Annotated in this window: 16 protein-coding genes and 3 tRNA genes; 13 read left to right on the top strand and 6 right to left on the bottom strand. The window is 19.8% G+C overall.

Annotated elements, in window-relative coordinates:
- Positions 1-1,547: 1,547 nt before the first annotated feature.
- On the bottom strand, positions 1,548-2,000 hold the full coding sequence (dksA, locus tag GJT81_RS01330) for an RNA polymerase-binding protein DksA (RefSeq protein ID WP_169785543.1): 453 nt from the start codon (positions 1,998-2,000) through the stop codon (positions 1,548-1,550).
- Between the two features lie 482 nt (positions 2,001-2,482).
- On the opposite strand from dksA, the gene GJT81_RS01325 reads away from it, so the two are divergent.
- The 6 genes from GJT81_RS01325 (at position 2,483) to GJT81_RS01300 (ending at position 6,126) form a co-directional block, all read left to right on the top strand.
- Entirely contained in the window at positions 2,483-3,610 is a 1,128-nt protein-coding gene (locus GJT81_RS01325) for a class I adenylate cyclase domain-containing protein (RefSeq protein WP_169785542.1), read from the top strand.
- Positions 3,611-3,827: 217 nt separating this feature from the next.
- The gene (gene trxA / locus GJT81_RS01320; protein WP_169785541.1) at positions 3,828-4,157 is read left to right on the top strand and encodes a thioredoxin; all 330 of its coding nucleotides are present in this window, start codon (positions 3,828-3,830) and stop codon (positions 4,155-4,157) included.
- A gap of 240 nt (positions 4,158-4,397) precedes the next feature.
- Complete coding sequence (gene rho / locus GJT81_RS01315; RefSeq protein WP_169785540.1) at positions 4,398-5,657, top strand: transcription termination factor Rho; 1,260 nt, start codon at positions 4,398-4,400, stop codon at positions 5,655-5,657.
- Positions 5,658-5,867: 210 nt separating this feature from the next.
- Positions 5,868-5,941, top strand: a tRNA-Arg gene (locus GJT81_RS01310).
- Between the two features lie 21 nt (positions 5,942-5,962).
- Positions 5,963-6,035: transfer RNA gene (locus GJT81_RS01305), tRNA-His, on the top strand.
- 17 nt (positions 6,036-6,052) lie between these two features.
- Positions 6,053-6,126: transfer RNA gene (locus tag GJT81_RS01300), tRNA-Pro, on the top strand.
- Between the two features lie 12 nt (positions 6,127-6,138).
- Here GJT81_RS01300 and ribB read toward each other — a convergent pair.
- Together ribB and rfaE1 are read right to left on the bottom strand one after the other, a co-directional pair.
- A complete protein-coding gene (ribB, locus tag GJT81_RS01295; RefSeq protein ID WP_169785539.1) occupies positions 6,139-6,795 on the bottom strand; it encodes a 3,4-dihydroxy-2-butanone-4-phosphate synthase in 657 nt (218 codons plus the stop codon).
- Between the two features lie 91 nt (positions 6,796-6,886).
- Positions 6,887-7,852 (bottom strand): D-glycero-beta-D-manno-heptose-7-phosphate kinase, encoded by a 966-nt coding sequence (rfaE1, locus tag GJT81_RS01290; protein WP_169785538.1) that lies wholly within the window; start codon positions 7,850-7,852, stop codon positions 6,887-6,889.
- 146 nt (positions 7,853-7,998) lie between these two features.
- On the opposite strand from rfaE1, the gene GJT81_RS01285 reads away from it, so the two are divergent.
- Positions 7,999-9,231 carry a multifunctional CCA addition/repair protein gene (locus GJT81_RS01285; protein WP_169785537.1) on the top strand — a complete coding sequence of 411 codons (1,233 nt, stop codon included), beginning with the start codon at positions 7,999-8,001 and terminating at the stop codon, positions 9,229-9,231.
- On the opposite strand, the gene uppP is transcribed toward GJT81_RS01285, so the two are convergent.
- Entirely contained in the window at positions 9,224-10,033 is an 810-nt protein-coding gene (gene uppP, locus GJT81_RS01280) for an undecaprenyl-diphosphatase UppP (protein WP_169785536.1), read from the bottom strand. The genes GJT81_RS01285 and uppP overlap by 8 nt on opposite strands.
- Positions 10,034-10,056: 23 nt before the next feature.
- A complete protein-coding gene (gene tsaD, locus GJT81_RS01275) occupies positions 10,057-11,070 on the bottom strand; it encodes a tRNA (adenosine(37)-N6)-threonylcarbamoyltransferase complex transferase subunit TsaD (protein WP_169785535.1) in 1,014 nt (337 codons plus the stop codon).
- Positions 11,071-11,199: 129 nt separating this feature from the next.
- Between tsaD and rpsU the strand changes: the two genes are divergently transcribed.
- From rpsU to rpoD, 4 genes are all read left to right on the top strand, one after another.
- Positions 11,200-11,415, top strand: coding sequence for a 30S ribosomal protein S21 (gene rpsU, locus GJT81_RS01270; RefSeq protein ID WP_168867586.1), 216 nt, complete (start codon positions 11,200-11,202; stop codon positions 11,413-11,415).
- A 73-nt stretch (positions 11,416-11,488) separates the two neighbouring features.
- Positions 11,489-12,025, top strand: coding sequence for a CHC2 zinc finger domain-containing protein (locus GJT81_RS02500; protein WP_169785534.1), 537 nt, complete (start codon positions 11,489-11,491; stop codon positions 12,023-12,025).
- The gene (locus tag GJT81_RS02495; RefSeq protein ID WP_345719035.1) at positions 12,025-13,248 is read left to right on the top strand and encodes a DNA primase; all 1,224 of its coding nucleotides are present in this window, start codon (positions 12,025-12,027) and stop codon (positions 13,246-13,248) included. The genes GJT81_RS02500 and GJT81_RS02495 overlap by 1 nt, the downstream gene beginning before the upstream one ends.
- 133 nt (positions 13,249-13,381) lie before the next feature.
- Positions 13,382-15,199, top strand: coding sequence for an RNA polymerase sigma factor RpoD (rpoD, locus tag GJT81_RS01250; RefSeq protein ID WP_169785532.1), 1,818 nt, complete (start codon positions 13,382-13,384; stop codon positions 15,197-15,199).
- A gap of 74 nt (positions 15,200-15,273) precedes the next feature.
- Here the strand turns inward: rpoD and map are convergent, their stop codons facing one another.
- Positions 15,274-16,053, bottom strand: coding sequence for a type I methionyl aminopeptidase (map, locus tag GJT81_RS01245; RefSeq protein WP_169785531.1), 780 nt, complete (start codon positions 16,051-16,053; stop codon positions 15,274-15,276).
- 114 nt (positions 16,054-16,167) lie between these two features.
- On the opposite strand from map, the gene rpsB reads away from it, so the two are divergent.
- Positions 16,168-16,878 carry a 30S ribosomal protein S2 gene (gene rpsB, locus GJT81_RS01240; RefSeq protein WP_169785530.1) on the top strand — a complete coding sequence of 237 codons (711 nt, stop codon included), beginning with the start codon at positions 16,168-16,170 and terminating at the stop codon, positions 16,876-16,878.
- 37 nt (positions 16,879-16,915) lie between these two features.
- The gene (gene tsf / locus GJT81_RS01235; RefSeq protein WP_169785529.1) at positions 16,916-17,719 is read left to right on the top strand and encodes a translation elongation factor Ts; all 804 of its coding nucleotides are present in this window, start codon (positions 16,916-16,918) and stop codon (positions 17,717-17,719) included.
- The last annotated feature ends 4 nt before the right edge of the window (positions 17,720-17,723 follow it).

Here is a 17,723-nt window from a genome sequence, read left to right as displayed (position 1 = left end):
CATCATTTAAAAAATAATTTTATGTTTTATTTAAATTTCTTAAATCTAGTAAAACAATTAATATAAAAATTATTAGTTCATTAATCAATAATTAAAGAAGTATTGTTCAAGTTTTTAGTTATAATTCAATAAAAAATATTTTTAAGTTAATAACTTAATAAGTTTTTTATTTAAAAAATTTAAATATAATTGTTTTATAAATATAATTAAAATATTAATAAAACTAGTAATTATTTTAAAATAAATAAATAAATAATGTTGTAAAAATTGAAAATATCGTAATAAATTAAATTTATGAAAATAAAAAAATTTAAAAGTTTAAATATTATTAAGAATAATAAAAAATATTTAATAATAATAAAATTCATTTATTAATAATCCATAACTATGAATTTTATATGAACTCATCATTATATTTGAATTAAGGTATGAATATAGTTATTTTTTAAATATTTTAAATTATAAAAAAAATATTATAATAATTTTAACCATTTATAATTTAGAGTAACTTAAATGCTATTTCCTAATGTAATTATTATAAATAAAATAATATTAATAAAAAATTTTAAAAAAAATTATTTTAATTAAATAATAAAATTATAATAATAATGAATTTCTTTAAGAATCAAATTTCTTTATTTCATAGATTTAAATACAAATTAATTTATAATTATATATTAGAAATAAAAATATAACAAAATAAATTTTAAATTATCATTTTTAATAGCTTAATAAAATCAAATACTAAATAACAAACATTTTTAATAAATTTAATAAACTAGAAAATTATTTTTATATTTATTACTTAATAAATATAAATTTATTATATCATATAGTCTGTATTTAATTACATTAAAAAATATCTGTAAAATACAGATAAATTAATTTCTTCTTATTTTAGATACAATATATAACACTTCTTTTATAAAAAGAAATATCATAAATATAATATTTGGCAATATTTTTAAAACATCAATAAAAAATATTTTAATATTTAATTCATATGTAATATATAATAAAATGTTATTTTTTATTTTTTAGTTTTAAATATTAATATAATATTGAATAATTATTCATTGATCTTATATTAATTCATATTATAATTATTAATTACAAAATTTTTAATTACATAGTAAGCATATTGTATTGTAATTTGTATTATTAGTTACTTTTATATTAATATTTTTTATTTTTTAACAAAAATATTCTTGATTTTCTTTATCATAACTATTCTAAATACCATATTTTTTTATTTAGCTGGTTTATTAATACTATTTTTATTAAATATTTTGATTATGTTAATATAATTTTTATATGTTTTAATTTTTTTAACATATTTAGAAGTAATTTTTTATTCAATTTTTTTATTACCATTATTTTAAAAAATATGAAAAATTAATGTTATTTTCCATATAATTTATAAATTTTATTATATTTTTTTAGTATTTATTACACTTATTGCTTTATGACTTTTTTAACTTTAATATCTGAAAATCAATATTTTATATTTATTATTTTATTTTTTATTATTTCAAATAAAAAATATGTTATCCTGCTATTTGTTTTTCACGAATTTCAGCTAAAGTTTTACAATCAATACATAGATATGCAGTAGGACGAGCTTCTAATCTTTTTATACCAATTTCTATTCCACAGGATTGACAATAACCAAAATTATTTTGTTTAATTTTTATTAAAGTTAATTCAATTTTTTTAATTAATTTTCTTTCTCTATCTTTATTTCTTAAATTAAAATTAAATTCTTCTTCTTGCACAGCTCTATCTATTGGATCAGGAAATTTTGACATTTCATTTGGAATATAAGAAATATTATGATTATCTTCATTTATTAATTGTTTACGCCAAGATTGTAATATTTTTTCAAAATGTAATAATTGTTTTTTATTCATATATTCTTCTTTTGATTTTAATTTATAAGGAGAAACTCCTGCAATAGATAAAATATTTAAAGAAGATAAAATTTTATTTTTTTTTTTCATATTTACTCCAGTAAACACTTAATTATATTTATAAATAATATTAATATAATTAATTTTATTAAATTTTGTAAAAATATTTATTAAAATTTATAAACAAATTTTTTGTACTAATTTTTATATCATATATTTAATATATTAATATAGTTTAAAAAATTATTTTGATTAATTTGTTAATATTTATCTTAGATAAACTTAATAATAAATATTATAGAAATATTTTTATATTTATCTAAAATAGATATGTAATTATTTAATTTATTTAAAGATATTTAGATAAATATATTAAAAAATAATTATATGTAATAATATTAAATTATACGTTAATAATAATATTTTTTTATTATAAAATTAATATAATTAAAATATTAATTTTATAAAAAATATAATATAATTAAAATATAAGATTATCAACTAAAATGTATTATATATAAATAAATAATTATTTAAAATAATATTTATTTTTATTTATTATAGAAAATTTAATGAAAAAAAATTTTTTTGGTTATATAGAAAAAATTATAAAACGAATGCATGTATTAAATCAATTGAGAATTTATAGAACTATGAATTCAATGGATTATATTTTTAAAAAAATATATATCTTATTACCTATATTATTACATTATAATCATCCATTAATTCCAGGATATATTTCAGATAATATTCCATATGGCATCGATAACTTTTATCCTCATAAAAAACATTTATCTTTATTAACAAAAAATATTAATATTTTTGTAAAAAAAAAATACTCCAAATATAATAATCCAATTATAGGAATATATTCTATGGGTAGTATATCATCTATAGGTCAGAATAAAAATTCTGATTTTGATATTTGGGTATTTCATCAAATATGGTTAAGTAAAAAAAAATGTTTATATTTAAAAAAAAAATTTTCTATTTTAAAAAAATGGTGTAATTTAATAGGTGTACAAGTAAATTTTTTTTTAATTAATGAAAATTATTTTCGTAAAAATAATATTTTAATAAAAAATACATCTTATAATACGATTAACAATCATTTATTATTAGATGAATTTTATAGAACAGCTGTTTGTATGGCTGGCAAACCTATAATATGGAATATTGTGCCAATTAATAAAGAAAATTATTATGATCATTATGTAAATTTTTTATATAAAAAAAATTTTTTATTAAAAAATGAATGGTTAGATCTAGGAGGATTAAAAAATATTTCTATTGAACATTATTTCAAATATATTTTATGGTATATTTATAAAAAAATAGATTTAGATCCTTATAAAACAATACTAAAAATATTATTATTAGAATGTTATTTATATGAAAATCCTAATACTAAATTATTAGCTATTGAATTTAAAAAACATTTACATAATGGTAATATTACTTCATTAAAATTAGATTCTTATTATATGATGTTAAAAAAAATTACATTTTATTTAATTAAAATTGGTGATTTTAAAAGATTAGATTTAATAAGAAAATGTTTTTATATTAAAACACGTGTAAAACTATCAATAAATAAAAAAATTTATAATTGGAAATATTATAAAATAAATATTTTAGTTAAAAATTGGAAATGGAATTTTAATAAAATAAAATATTTAGATAATATTAATTATTAGATTTATTTAAAAAATATGAAATTATTAAAATATTAATTTTAATATATTTTTTATATATAAATCTAATTTCTTAAATCATAATACAAATTAAATTTGTATTTTTATTAGATTTAATATATAATACCAATACATATTTATTTTAATAATAGTTATTTAACTATAAATAATTTTTTTATAATAATATATAAATATATATAAAAGGATATTAATTTATTTTATGAATAATTCAACTATTATTTATTTAACTGATATAAATTTTAAAACACAAATTAATATTAATAGTTTTATTTTAGTTGATTTTTGGGCAGATTGGTGTAATCCATGCAAAATGTTTTCCTTAGTTTTGGATGAAATATTTAAAAAATATAATAAAAAATTATTTTTTGCTAAATTAAATATTGATAAATATCCTAATATAGCTCAAAAATATGATGTTCGTAGTATACCAACAATTATATTATTTAATAACGGTATTATAATAGATCAAACTACTGGTTCAATTAATAAAATTCAATTAACAAAATTTTTAGATAAACACTTAAAGTAATAAATTTACATTTTATAAAAAATTAAATTTATTAATTTTTATTAAAAAATATAAATTTAAGGAGAACATTTATAATGTTTAATTACAAACATTTATTTTGATATATCATACAATAATATATAACTTAATTGAGATTTTATAAATTATATTAAAATATTAAATATAATATATAAAATTATTTAACAATACCATTTCAAAAGAAATGTTTCAGATTTATTCAAAGATTAAGACCTCACCATTATGAATCTTACCGGATTAAAAAATAAACTAATATCAGATCTACTTAATTTAGGAAAAAGTATCAATTTAGAAAATTTAGCTAGAATGCGTAAACAAGATATTATTTTTGCTATATTAAAACAACATTCTAAAATTGGAGAAGATATTTTTGGTGATGGAGTATTAGAAATATTACAAGATGGATTTGGATTTTTACGTTCATCTGATAGCTCTTATTTAGCAGGACCGGATGATATCTATGTATCTCCAAGTCAAATTAGACGTTTTAATTTACGTACAGGAGATACAATTTCAGGTAAGATACGTCCTCCAAAGGACGGAGAAAGATATTTTGCTTTGTTAAAAGTTAATGAAGTTAATTACGATAAACCTGAAAATGCTCGTAGTAAAATTCTTTTTGAAAATTTAACTCCATTACATGCTAATTCTCGTTTAAGTATGGAACGAGGTAATGGGTCTACAGAAGATTTAACAGCTCGTGTTTTAGATCTAGCTTCACCTATTGGAAGAGGTCAAAGAGGATTAATTGTAGCTCCACCTAAAGCAGGAAAAACTATGTTATTGCAAAATATAGCACAAAGCATAGCTTATAATCATTCAGAATGTGTACTAATAGTATTATTGATTGATGAACGTCCTGAAGAAGTAACCGAAATGCAAAGATTGGTTAAAGGAGAAGTTATTGCATCAACTTTTGATGAACCTGCATCTAGACATGTTCAAGTATCAGAGATGGTTATCGAAAAAGCCAAAAGATTAGTTGAACATAAAAAAGATGTTGTAATTTTATTAGATTCAATGACTCGTTTAGCTAGAGCTTATAATACTATTGCTCCTGCTTCAGGTAAAGTGTTAACAGGTGGTGTAGATGCTAATGCTCTTCATCGTCCTAAACGTTTTTTTGGTGCTGCAAGAAATGTTGAAGAAGGTGGTAGTTTAACTATAATAGCAACAGCATTAATTGATACTGGATCTAAAATGGATGATGTAATTTATGAAGAATTTAAAGGTACAGGTAATATGGAATTACATTTATCACGTAAAATAGCTGAAAAAAGAGTTTTTCCTGCTATTGATTATAATCGTTCTGGAACTAGAAAAGAAGAATTATTAAGTTCTCAAGAAGATTTACAAAGAATGTGGATTTTAAGAAAAATTATTCATCCTATGAGTGAAATTGATGCTATGGAATTTCTTATAAATAAATTATCTATGACTAAAACAAATGATGAATTTTTTGATATGATGAAAAGATCATAAATAATAAATTTTTTTAGTTATTATTTGTTTTAACTTAAGAAAATTATTTTTAATAAGAAAAAAATAGTATATAAAATATATATTTCAAATGTTTTATTTTATATATGTTTGTAAAAATATTTTATTTACTAAAATTTTTTTATATTTTTTGTTAAAATTACTAGACATTAAAGTTATGAATTTGTAATATCAATTGTATAAATAATTAAAGCACCCGTAGCTCAGTAGGATAGAGTGCTGTTTTCCGAAAACAGAGGTTTCAGGTTCAATTCCTGTCGGGTGCATAAAGTTTATTTAATTTTATGGTGGCTATAGCTCAGTTGGTAGAGCACTGGATTGTGGTTCCGGTTGTCGTGGGTTCAAATCCCATTAGCCACCCATTTTAAAAAAATTAACGGCGAGTAGCGCAGTTTGGTAGCGCAACTGGTTTGGGACCAGTGGGTCGGAGGTTCAAATCCTCTCTCGCCGATAATTATTATTTTTAAAAAAAAAGATTATACTTAATTCGAAAATTAATTATATCTTCTACAGTTAATACTGGCATATGATTTTTTTTAGCAAATAAAATAGTATCTTTCGTTCGAGCCATTGATCCATTGTCATTTGTTAATTCACACAATATTCCTGTAGGATTCATTTTTGCTATTTTTAATAAATCTATAGTAGCTTCTGTATGTCCTTTTCTTTTTAAAACTCCTTCTTTAACAGCTCTTAACGGAAAAACATGTCCAGGACTATTTAAATCTTTAGGTTTTACATTAATGTTTATAGCTGTTTTAATAGTTGTAAATCGATCTTGTGCAGATACTCCTGTAGTAATACCTTTTGCTGCTTCAATTGTAACTGTAAAACCTGTTTTATAAAAACTAGTATTATTTTTTACCATCATAGGCAAATTTAATTTTTTACGTAAATGTTCAGTAATACATAAACAAATAATACCACTTCCATATCTAATAGTTAACGCTATTTGTTTTACAGTAATTTTTTCTGCAGAAAAAACAATATCACTTTCATTCTCACGATTTTCATTATCTAATATTAATACACCTTTTCCATTATTAAGAGATGAAATTGCATTATTTATTCTAGTAATTGAATCACCAAATTGATAAAAAAGTAAACGATGACTATTCATAATATATATTTAATAACTTTAAATAGAATTAATATATTTATTATAAATAATAAATTAAAATATAAAATTAATTAAATATTAATTATTTAATTTATTGATATTTATCAAAATTTTTTATTGAATTTTTTAATTCATCAAAACTAACAGTAGCAGTACCAAATTTATTAACTGCTATACTTGCTGCAATATTAGATAAAAAACATGAATCTTCAAGTGATATTTTATCTTGAGCTAAAAATGCAGATAAAACACCAATAACAGTATCACCTGCACCAGTTACATCTAAAACTTGATGTGCTTGTGATTTAAAATGAATAGGTTTTTTATTTTTTTGTATTAAACTCATTCCATGTTCTGATCTAGTAACTAACAATGAATTTATATTATAACGTAAAATCAAATTTAAACCTTTATCAACTAATTCTTTTTCTGAATTACATTTACCTACTACTAATTCAAATTCAGTTAAATTAGGAGTTAATAATGTTGCACCAGAATATTTTTCATAATTGTTCCCTTTAGGATCAATAATAACAGGTATTTTTGATAAATTAGCTAATTTAATCATAGATTGTATATTGCATAATGTTCCTTTATTATAATCAGAAAAAACAATAATATTAATATTAGATATAATTTTTTTTATATTTTTTAATAATAGATTATTACAATCTATATTTTTATATTTTTGTTCATAATCTAATCGTATTAATTGTTTATTTGAAGATAATACTCTTGTTTTAATTATAGTTTTAAATTTAATATTTTGAATAAAATTATAATCCACATAATTTTTTTTTAACTCCTTTTTAATAATATTTGCTGCATTATCTATACCTAATAAGCCAAATAATTTAACATTAGCACCAATAGAAGATATATTCATAGCAACATTTGCTGCCCCTCCAGGTATATAATTTATATTTTGAACTTTTATTACTGGTACTGAAGCTTCTGATGATATTTTATTTATTGATCCATGAAAATAACGATCTAACATTATATCACCTACTACCAAAATTGTTTTATGATTTAAATCAGGTAATATTAATTTCATTTTAATAGCCCATTATAATAATCTTAGTTTATAATTATATTAAATAGTTTTATTATAATAAATTTAATATAAAAATAATATTTATATAAAATTAATATTTTACCAAAATTATAATATAAATTATATTTAATTAAGGAGTATAATAATTGAAAATTTATTTAGTAGGTGGTGCAGTTAGAGATATTATTTTAAATTTAAAATTTTCAGATAGAGATTGGTTAGTAGTAGGAGCTGATATAAATTTAATGATTAAATTAGGTTTTAAATTAGTTGGAAAAGATTTTCCTGTATTTTTACATCCATTAACACATGAAGAATATGCACTAGCTAGAACTGAAAAGAAATCAGGACATGGATATGGTGGGTTTACTTATTATTCATCTCCTAATGTAACATTAGAAGAAGATTTATTGCGTAGGGATCTTACTATTAATGCTATTGCTCAAGATCAATCAGGAAAATTTTATGATCCATACCATGGAATAAAAGATATTCATAATAAATTACTTAAACATGTTTCTAATTCTTTTAAAGATGATCCTTTGAGAGTATTAAGAGTTGCTAGATTTGCTGCAAAATTATCAAATTTAAAATTTAGTATTGATAAAAGTACATTTAAATTAATGAAAATTATGAGTGCTTCTGGAGAATTATCTTATTTAAAACCAGAAAGAATTTGGAAAGAAACTGAAAATGCTCTTAAAGGAGTAAATCCACATATATATTTCAAAATATTAAGAAAATGTGGTGCATTATCTATAATTTTTCCAGAAATTGATAAATTATATGGTATTCCAGCTCCAGCTAAATGGCATCCTGAAATAGATACTGGTATTCATACTATGATGACATTATCTATTGCATCTAAATTAACTTCTAATATAGGAATAAGATTTGCTGCTTTATGTCATGATTTAGGAAAAGGAATTACTCCTAAAAAACTATGGCCTAGACATAATGGTCATGGTATTGCTGGAATTCCTTTAATAAAAAAATTATGTGAAAGATTAAAAATACCAAATAATATTCGTGATTTAGCTGTTTTATCAGCTAAAGTGCATGATATAATACATGATATTTATAATCAAAAAGCAGAAGATATACTTAATATATATAATATGATTGATGCATGGAGAAAACCTTATAGAGTTAAACAAATTGCATTAATTAGTGAATCTGATGCTAGAGGAAGAGCAAAATTAGATTCTATTTTTTATAAACAAGGAAAATATTTTATTGATATATATCAACACATATTAAAAATTAATAATAAAGATATAATTCAAAATGGAATTAAAGGTTTAAATATTTCTAAGATTATAAATCAACGTAGACTAAAATTATTAAAAATATTTATCTCAACTAAAAAAATTAAATAAATTTTATATATAATAATAAAACAATAAATAAACGATATACAGCAAACCATTTTAAAGAAAAATATCTTATAATATATAAAAAAAATTTTATTGTAATTAAACTAATAATAAATGATATAGTAAAACCTATAACAATAGGTTTAATATCTTCTATAGAAAATATATTAAAATTCTTATATAGTTCTAAAAAACTAGCACCAAAAATTATTGGAACTGCTATAATAAAACAAAATTCTAACGATGTTAAACGACTTATCCCTAATAATAGACTAATTGATAAAGTAGCACCTGATCTAGATATACCAGGAAATAAAGATAAACATTGAAACAAACCAATAAGTAATATTTTATTATATGTTAAACAATTAATATTATTAATACTAGGTATAGTTGGTTTAAATATTTCAGATAAATATAGTATTATACTACCAAAAATTAATCCATAAATAACTATAACAATATTCATAAAAGATTTAATTTTATTATAAAATAATAATCCAACAATAATTATTGGTAATATACATATTATTATATGTAATAATGTTAGTTTTTTTTTATAAAAAAAACCATAATTTAATGTATTGTTTATAATTTTTATTATTTTGGTCCAGAAAATAATACAAGCGGATGTTATAGATCCTAATTGAATTATTATTTCAAAAATTTTAATTTTTTCATTTTCAGTTATATTAAATATATTATTAAATATAATCATATGTCCTGTAGATGATATAGGTAAAAATTCAGTTAATCCTTCAATTACACTTAATAAAATAATTGTAGAATATTGTAATTTTATCATGATATAAATTTGTTATATAATAATTACTTATTAAAATTTAATTTTAGTTTAGAATCAATAATAATATCATATGGCACACAATTATTTTTTTTATGAAATTTTTTTATACCAACATATGCAATCATTGCTGCATTATCAGTACATAATTTAGTAGTATTATAAAAAATTTGAATTTTATTTTTTTTCAATTTTTTTATTAAATATAATCTCAATTTTTTATTAGAACTTACTCCACCTGAAATTACTAATTTTTTTATTTTGTATTTTTCTAAAGCCCATAAACTTTTTATAAAAAGTGTATCTATAATAGCATCTTCAAATGCACAAGCAATATCTGCTTTTGTTTGAAAATCTAAAAAGTTATATTTATTTATAAAATTTTTAGTAAAAGTTTTTAGTCCAGAAAAACTAAAATTTAAATTATTTTTATTCTTTGTCATAGGTCTAGGAAAAATAAAACGTTTTGAAACACCAAATTGAGCTATTTTAGATAAATTTTTTCCTCCTGGAAAGTTTAAACCTAACATTATTGCAATTTTATCCAAAGCTTCTCCAGCTGCATCATCAATACTATATCCTAATATTTTATATTTTTCAAAATCATAAACATAAATTAATTGTGTATTACCTCCAGAAACTACTAAAACAATAAAAGGAAAATTTAGTTTTTTTTTTTCTAACATTATAGATAATAAATGTCCTTCAATATGATTAATAGGAATAACTGGTATATTTAAAGAAAATCCTAATGTATGTGCCATAGTTGCACCTATTATTAATGAACTAACTAATCCTGGACCTGCAGTATAAGCAATTAAATCAATTTCATTTATTTTTTTTTGACTGAAAATTAATGTTTTTTTAATTAACGGAATAATTTTCTTTAGATGTTGTCTAGCAGCTAATTCAGGAACAATACCTTTATATTTTTTATGTATTTTTTGACTATAAACATTATTAGATAATAATCCATCTACATTATCATAAACAGATATAGCAGTATCATCACATGATGTTTCTATTCCCATTACTAACATTTGTTCACCTATAATAAAATTTATTTTAGTATAAATTTTATATAATTAAAAAAATATTTTATATAGTATATATCATAAAATATGATATAATTTATTATTTATAATTATATATAATAGAGAATTTTAAAAATGCCAGTAATTAAAGTACGTGAAAATGAACCATTTGATTTAGTTTTAAGACGATTTAAACGTGCTTGTGAAAAAGCAGGTATTTTATCAGAAGTTAGACGTAGAGAGTTTTATGAAAAACCTACAACAGAAAGAAAAAGAACTAAAGCATCAGCGATTAAAAGACATGCAAAAAAAATAGCAAGAGAAAACTTAAAAAAAATTCGTTTATATTAATAAATATATAATTATAGTAAATAGTATACAAATATAAATAATTATTTACTAATCTAAAAAATATATTATATCAATGAAAACATATATTTCCCATACATATATAAGTGATTTACTTAATAAAAGTAATATTTTATCAATAATACAAAATAGAATACAATTAAAAAAAAGAGGTAAGAATTTTTTTGGTATTTGTCCCTTTCATTTAGAAAAACATCCTTCATTTGTTGTTAGTGAAGAAAAACAATTATATCATTGTTTTGGTTGTGGTGTTCATGGTAATATAATCGATTTTATAATGAATTATGATAATATCAATTTTATTGAAAGTATTAAGTTAATATCAAATTTTTTTGGACTTATCATTCCTTATAAAAATAACAAAAATAATTTACATAAAATAAATAAAAAACAATATATGTATAATTTAATGTTTGATATTAATAAACTATATAAAGATTCTTTAGTAAACTCTTCATTAGGAAAAAAAGCTTATCAATATTTATTAAATCGTGGTTTTAATAAAAAAATATTAGATGATTTTTCTATTGGTTTTTCTAATAAAAATTTAATTTATTTAATATGTGACGATGAAAAAAAAAAAAATCTTTAATTAAAGATTTAAAAATATTAATTTATAATAAAATTACAAATAATTATTTTGATATTTTCTATAATCGTATAATATTTCCAATTAGAAATATAAAAGGTAAAGTTATTGGTTTTGGTGGTCGATCTTTAGAAAATAAAGAACCAAAATATTTAAATTCACCAGAAAATATTTTTTTTCATAAAAGAAATGAACTCTATGGATTATATGAAATAAAAAAAAATTTTAATTTATTAGAAAAAATTTTAGTTGTAGAAGGATATACTGATGTTATAAGTTTATTTCAGTTTGATATAAAATATGTAGTAGCAATTTTAGGAATATCAATTACAAATGAACATATAAAAAAGTTATTTCAAATTACTAATAAAATTATTTATTGTTATGATGGGGATAAAGCTGGAAGAAAAGCTAATTGGAATTCATTAAAAATTAGTTTATCTCATATGGTACATGGTAAACAAATTAATTTTTTATTACTTCCAGATGGAGAAGATCCTGATAGTTTAATAAAAAAAGAAGGAAAAATTTTATTTGAAAAACATATTAATAATAGTTTATCATTTTCAGATTTTTTTTTTAAAATTTTGATAAATAAAATAAATCTTAAAGATTGTGAAGGAAAAACTAAATTTATTAATATAGCATTACCATTAATATATAATATTCCTGATTATATATTTCAAGTTAATTTAATAAAAACAATAGGAGAAAAAATAGGTATTTTAAATTTTTTCGAAATACATCAGTTAATTATTCAAAAAAAAAATGTAAAGAAATTATTAAAAAATAGTTATTTAAATAATTTTAAAAAAACAACAGTAAGAATGTTAATTAGTTTATTAATACAAAAACCTAAATTAATAAAAATTATACCAAAATTAAAATTATTTAAAACATCTAATATTACTGGACTAAATTTTTTTATTGAATTAATGCAAATTTGCAATAAAAAAAAAATAACAACAGTAGAAATATTAGAACAATACAGAGGAACAAAATTTAAAAAACCTCTTGAAATATTAGCAATATGGAACCATATGGTTCCGGAAAAAGAAATAGAAAAATTTTTTATACATTTAATTAATAAGTTAAAAATGAATATTATAGAAGAAAGACAGGAATATTTAATTTTTTTAGACAGAAAAGAGGGATTAAATCTTAAAAAGAAAAAAGAATTATGGTCTTTAAATAAAAATTTAGTTCAAATTAGAAAAAATTTTTAAAATATATTAAATTTTATTTTTTATTAAATATTAGATTGTATTATAATATAATTATGAATAGAATATTAGATTCTATTTATTTTTATAAAATAATAATCTTATAAAATATGATAGTAAAAGTATGGAATTTTTTATGGAGCATAACTCACAATTACAGTTTAAACTTCTTGTTATACGTGGTAAAGAACAAGGATATTTAACTTATTCAGAAGTTAATGATCATCTACCAGATGATATTATTGGTTCCGATCAAATTCAAGACATTATTCAAATGATAAATGATATGGGAATTCAAATAATGGAAGAAGCTCCTGATGAAGACGATTTAAATCAAAATGATAATATAAATAATGAAACAGAAGAATCTGTTGTACAAGTATTATCTATTACTAATATTGATTCAGAAATAGGTAGAACTACAGATCCAGTACGTATGTATATGCGTGAAATGGGTACAGTAGAATTATTAACAAGAAAAGGTGAAATTAATATTGCTAAAAGAATAGAAGAAGGTATTAATCAAGTACAGTGTTCTTTTGTTGAATATCCGAAAGCTATTATTTATTTATTAAAAAAATATGATCAAGTAGAATTAGGAAATATTCGTTTATCTGATTTAATTAATGGTTTTGTTAATATAAATATTAATGAAGAAATTATACTAAATAAAATTATTAATATTAAAACAGAATTATCTGAAGAAGATCAATCAAATAATAATGAAAATATTATAGATCCTAAATTAGCTAAAGAAAAATTTTCAGAATTAAGAAATCAATATCATATTACATCTTTTGTAATAAAAGAAAAAGGTAGACATCATAATCATTCTATAAAAGAAATACAAAATCTTGCAGAAATATTTAAACAATTTCGTTTAGTCCCTAAAGAGTTTGATTTTTTAGTTAATACTATGCGTTCGATAATGTTACGTGTTCGTAAACAAGAACATTATATAATGAAATTATGTATTAAAAAATGTAAAATATCTAAAAATAGAATTATTTTATTATTTACTTCTAGTAAAATTAATATAAATAATTTTCTTAATCAATTAAAAAAATTAAAAATAAATAATAAATTATCATTGTTAGAATTAAAAAATTTGTTTGAAAAAATAGAAAATAGTTTTATACAATTAATTAAAATTGAAAAAGAAACTGGATTAACTATTAATCAAATAAAAAATATTAATAAAAAAATATTAATAGGTGAAGCTAAAGCTAAACGTGCTAAAAAAGAAATGGTTGAAGCTAATCTAAGATTAGTTATTTCTATTGCAAAAAAATATACAAATAGAGGATTGCAATTTCTTGACTTAATTCAAGAAGGTAATATTGGTTTAATGAAAGCAGTAGATAAATTTGAATATAGGAGAGGTTATAAATTTTCTACATATGCCACTTGGTGGATAAGACAAGCTATAACAAGATCTATTGCTGATCAAGCTAGAACTATACGTATTCCAGTTCATATGATTGAGACTATTAATAAATTAAATCGTATTTCTAGACAAATATTACAAGAAATTGGTAGAGAACCTACTCCTGAAGAATTATCAGATAGAATGATGATACCAGAAGATAAAATTAGAAAAGTATTAAAAATAGCAAAAGAACCTATCTCTATGGAAACTCCTATAGGAGATGATGAAGATTCACATTTGGGTGACTTTATTGAAGATAGTTCTTTAGAATTACCTTTAGAATCAGCAACTTCAGAAAGTTTACGTTTAGCTACATATAATATTTTATCTAGTTTAACTCCAAGAGAAGCTAAAGTGTTAAGAATGAGATTTGGTATTGATATGAATACTGATCATACATTAGAAGAAGTAGGTAAACAATTTGATGTAACTAGAGAAAGGATACGTCAAATAGAAGCTAAAGCATTAAGAAAATTACGTCATCCAAGTCGTTCAGAAATACTTAAAAGTTTTTTAGACGATTAAATTTATTTAGTTATTTTTTGATATAATCAAGTAATTATTATTTGATTATATCAAAAATTTAAGTAAATAAATTGTTATATTTTGTTGTATTCTTCTTTACGTATTGTTAATATCTTACATCCATTATTATTAACTAAAATAGTATGTTCATATTGTGCAGATAAAGTTTTATCTTTTGTTTTTACAGTCCATCCATCATTTGTTAAATAAACATGATGTTTACCAATATTTATCATAGGTTCAATAGTAAAAACCATACCTGGTTTTAATAAAATTCCAGTATCATAAGAATCATAATGTAAAATTTGAGGTTCTTCATGAAAATTTTTTCCGATACCATGACCACAATATTGTCTAACAACAGAAAAATTTTTAGATTCAACATATTGTTGAATAGTTTTACCAATTAAATTTAAAGGTATACCAGGTTTAATTATATTAATAGCTTTATATAAACTTTTTTTAGCTGTTAGACATAATAATTTAGATTCTTTAGATATATAATCACCAACAACAAACATTTTAGAAGTATCACCATAATAATTATTATGAAATATAGTTACATCTATATTCAAAATATCACCATATTTTAAAAGTTCTCGTTCATTAGAAATACCATGACATACAACATCATTAACAGAAATACAAACAGATTTGGGATATCCTTTATATCCTAATGTAGCAGGTTTAGCTTTTTGAACATTTATAATATAATCATGACATATATTATTTAATTGTTCTGTATTAATACCTGGTTTTATATATTTTTTAATCATTTCAAGAACTTCTGATGCCAATTGACATGATTTATTTATTTTTTTTATTTCTTTATCATTTTTAATTAGAATAGTCATTAATTTTTCAATATAATTATTAATTGTATAATAATCAATATTACATTATAAATAACTGATAAAATAATAATTTTACAGATAATTAACATAAATATAATAAATAGGAGTTTAATAATGGATATATCCATAAATAAAATGTTTAATGTTGGTATACATTTTGGACATCAAACTCGTTATTGGAATCCAAAAATGAAAGAATTTATTTTTCGTAAACGTAATAAAATTCATATTATTAATTTAGATAAAACTATTACTATGTTTAATATAGCTTTAATAGAACTAAAAAAAATTAGTTCTCGTAAAGGAAAAATTTTATTTGTAGGAACAAAAAAATCAGCTTCAAATTTAATTAAAGATACAGCTAATACTTGTAATCAATTTTTTGTAAATCATCGTTGGTTAGGAGGAATGTTAACAAATTGGAAAACTGTAAAACAGTCTATCAAAAAATTAAAAGAATTAGAAATTGAAAGTAAAAATGGTACTTTTATTAAATTAACAAAAAAAGAAGCATTAATTAGAACAAGAGAATTATTAAAATTAGAAAAAAGTTTAGGAGGTATAAAAAATATGAGTGGATTACCTGATGCATTATTTATAATAGATGCAAATTATGAAAAAATTGCGATTAAAGAAGCAAATAAATTGCATATTCCAATTTTTGCTGTTGTTGATACTAATTCAAATCCTGAAGGTATTAATTTTGTTATTCCTGGAAATGATGATGCCATACGTGCTATAAAATTATATTTATTTTATACAAAAAAAGCTATTTTAGAAGGTCAAATAATAAATAATAATCTAAAATTAGAAAATAAAATTTAAAATAATTAAATTTATTAAAAAATAAAAGAGATATTGAATGATTAAAATTACTGCTAATCAAGTAAAAGAATTAAGAAATATTACTGGTATAGGTATTATGGAATGCAAAAAAGCATTAATAGAAACCAATGGTAATATAAAATTAGCTATAGATTATCTTCGTAAATTTTTAAAAGTACAATCTATAAAAAAATCAGTTCTTATAACAAAAGAAGGATTTATTACAGATTTTGTACAAAACAATTATGGAATTTTATTAGAAATAAATACTCAAACAGATTTTGTTGCCAAACATAGTTTGGTCAAAAATTTTGCTAAAAATATAATTAAATATTCTTTTGAAAAAAAAATTACTAATATAACTAAAATAAAAAACATTTTTGAAGAAAAAAGAATAAAATTAATCGGTCTTATGAAAGAAAATATTATTATTAATCGTTTAGGTATAATTAAAGGAAACTTTATAGGAAAATATCTGCATCATAGTAAACGTATTGGTGTAATAGTACAATCTAATATAAATAATCTGTTAATAATAAAAAAAATAGCTATGCATATAGCTGTATTAAAACCACAATATATAAGTAAAAAAGATGTATCTAAAAAAATTATTCAAAATGAATATAAGTTACAAATGGAAATAGCAAAACAATTTAAAAAATCTTCTAATATAATAGAAAAAATAGTAACTGGACGTATAAATAAATTTATAAATAATATAACTTTAATTAATCAACAATTTTTATTTGATAGTAATCAAACAGTATTACAATATTTAAATAAAAATAATATTTTTATTTCTAAATTTATACGTTTTGAATTAGGTGAAAAAATACTTTAAATTA

The sequence above is a fragment of the Enterobacteriaceae endosymbiont of Plateumaris consimilis genome (assembly GCF_012563145.1).
Lineage (GTDB): Bacteria > Pseudomonadota > Gammaproteobacteria > Enterobacterales > Enterobacteriaceae.
Note: the sequence above shows the minus strand (reverse complement) of the source record. Positions and strands in the feature narration are given on the sequence as shown.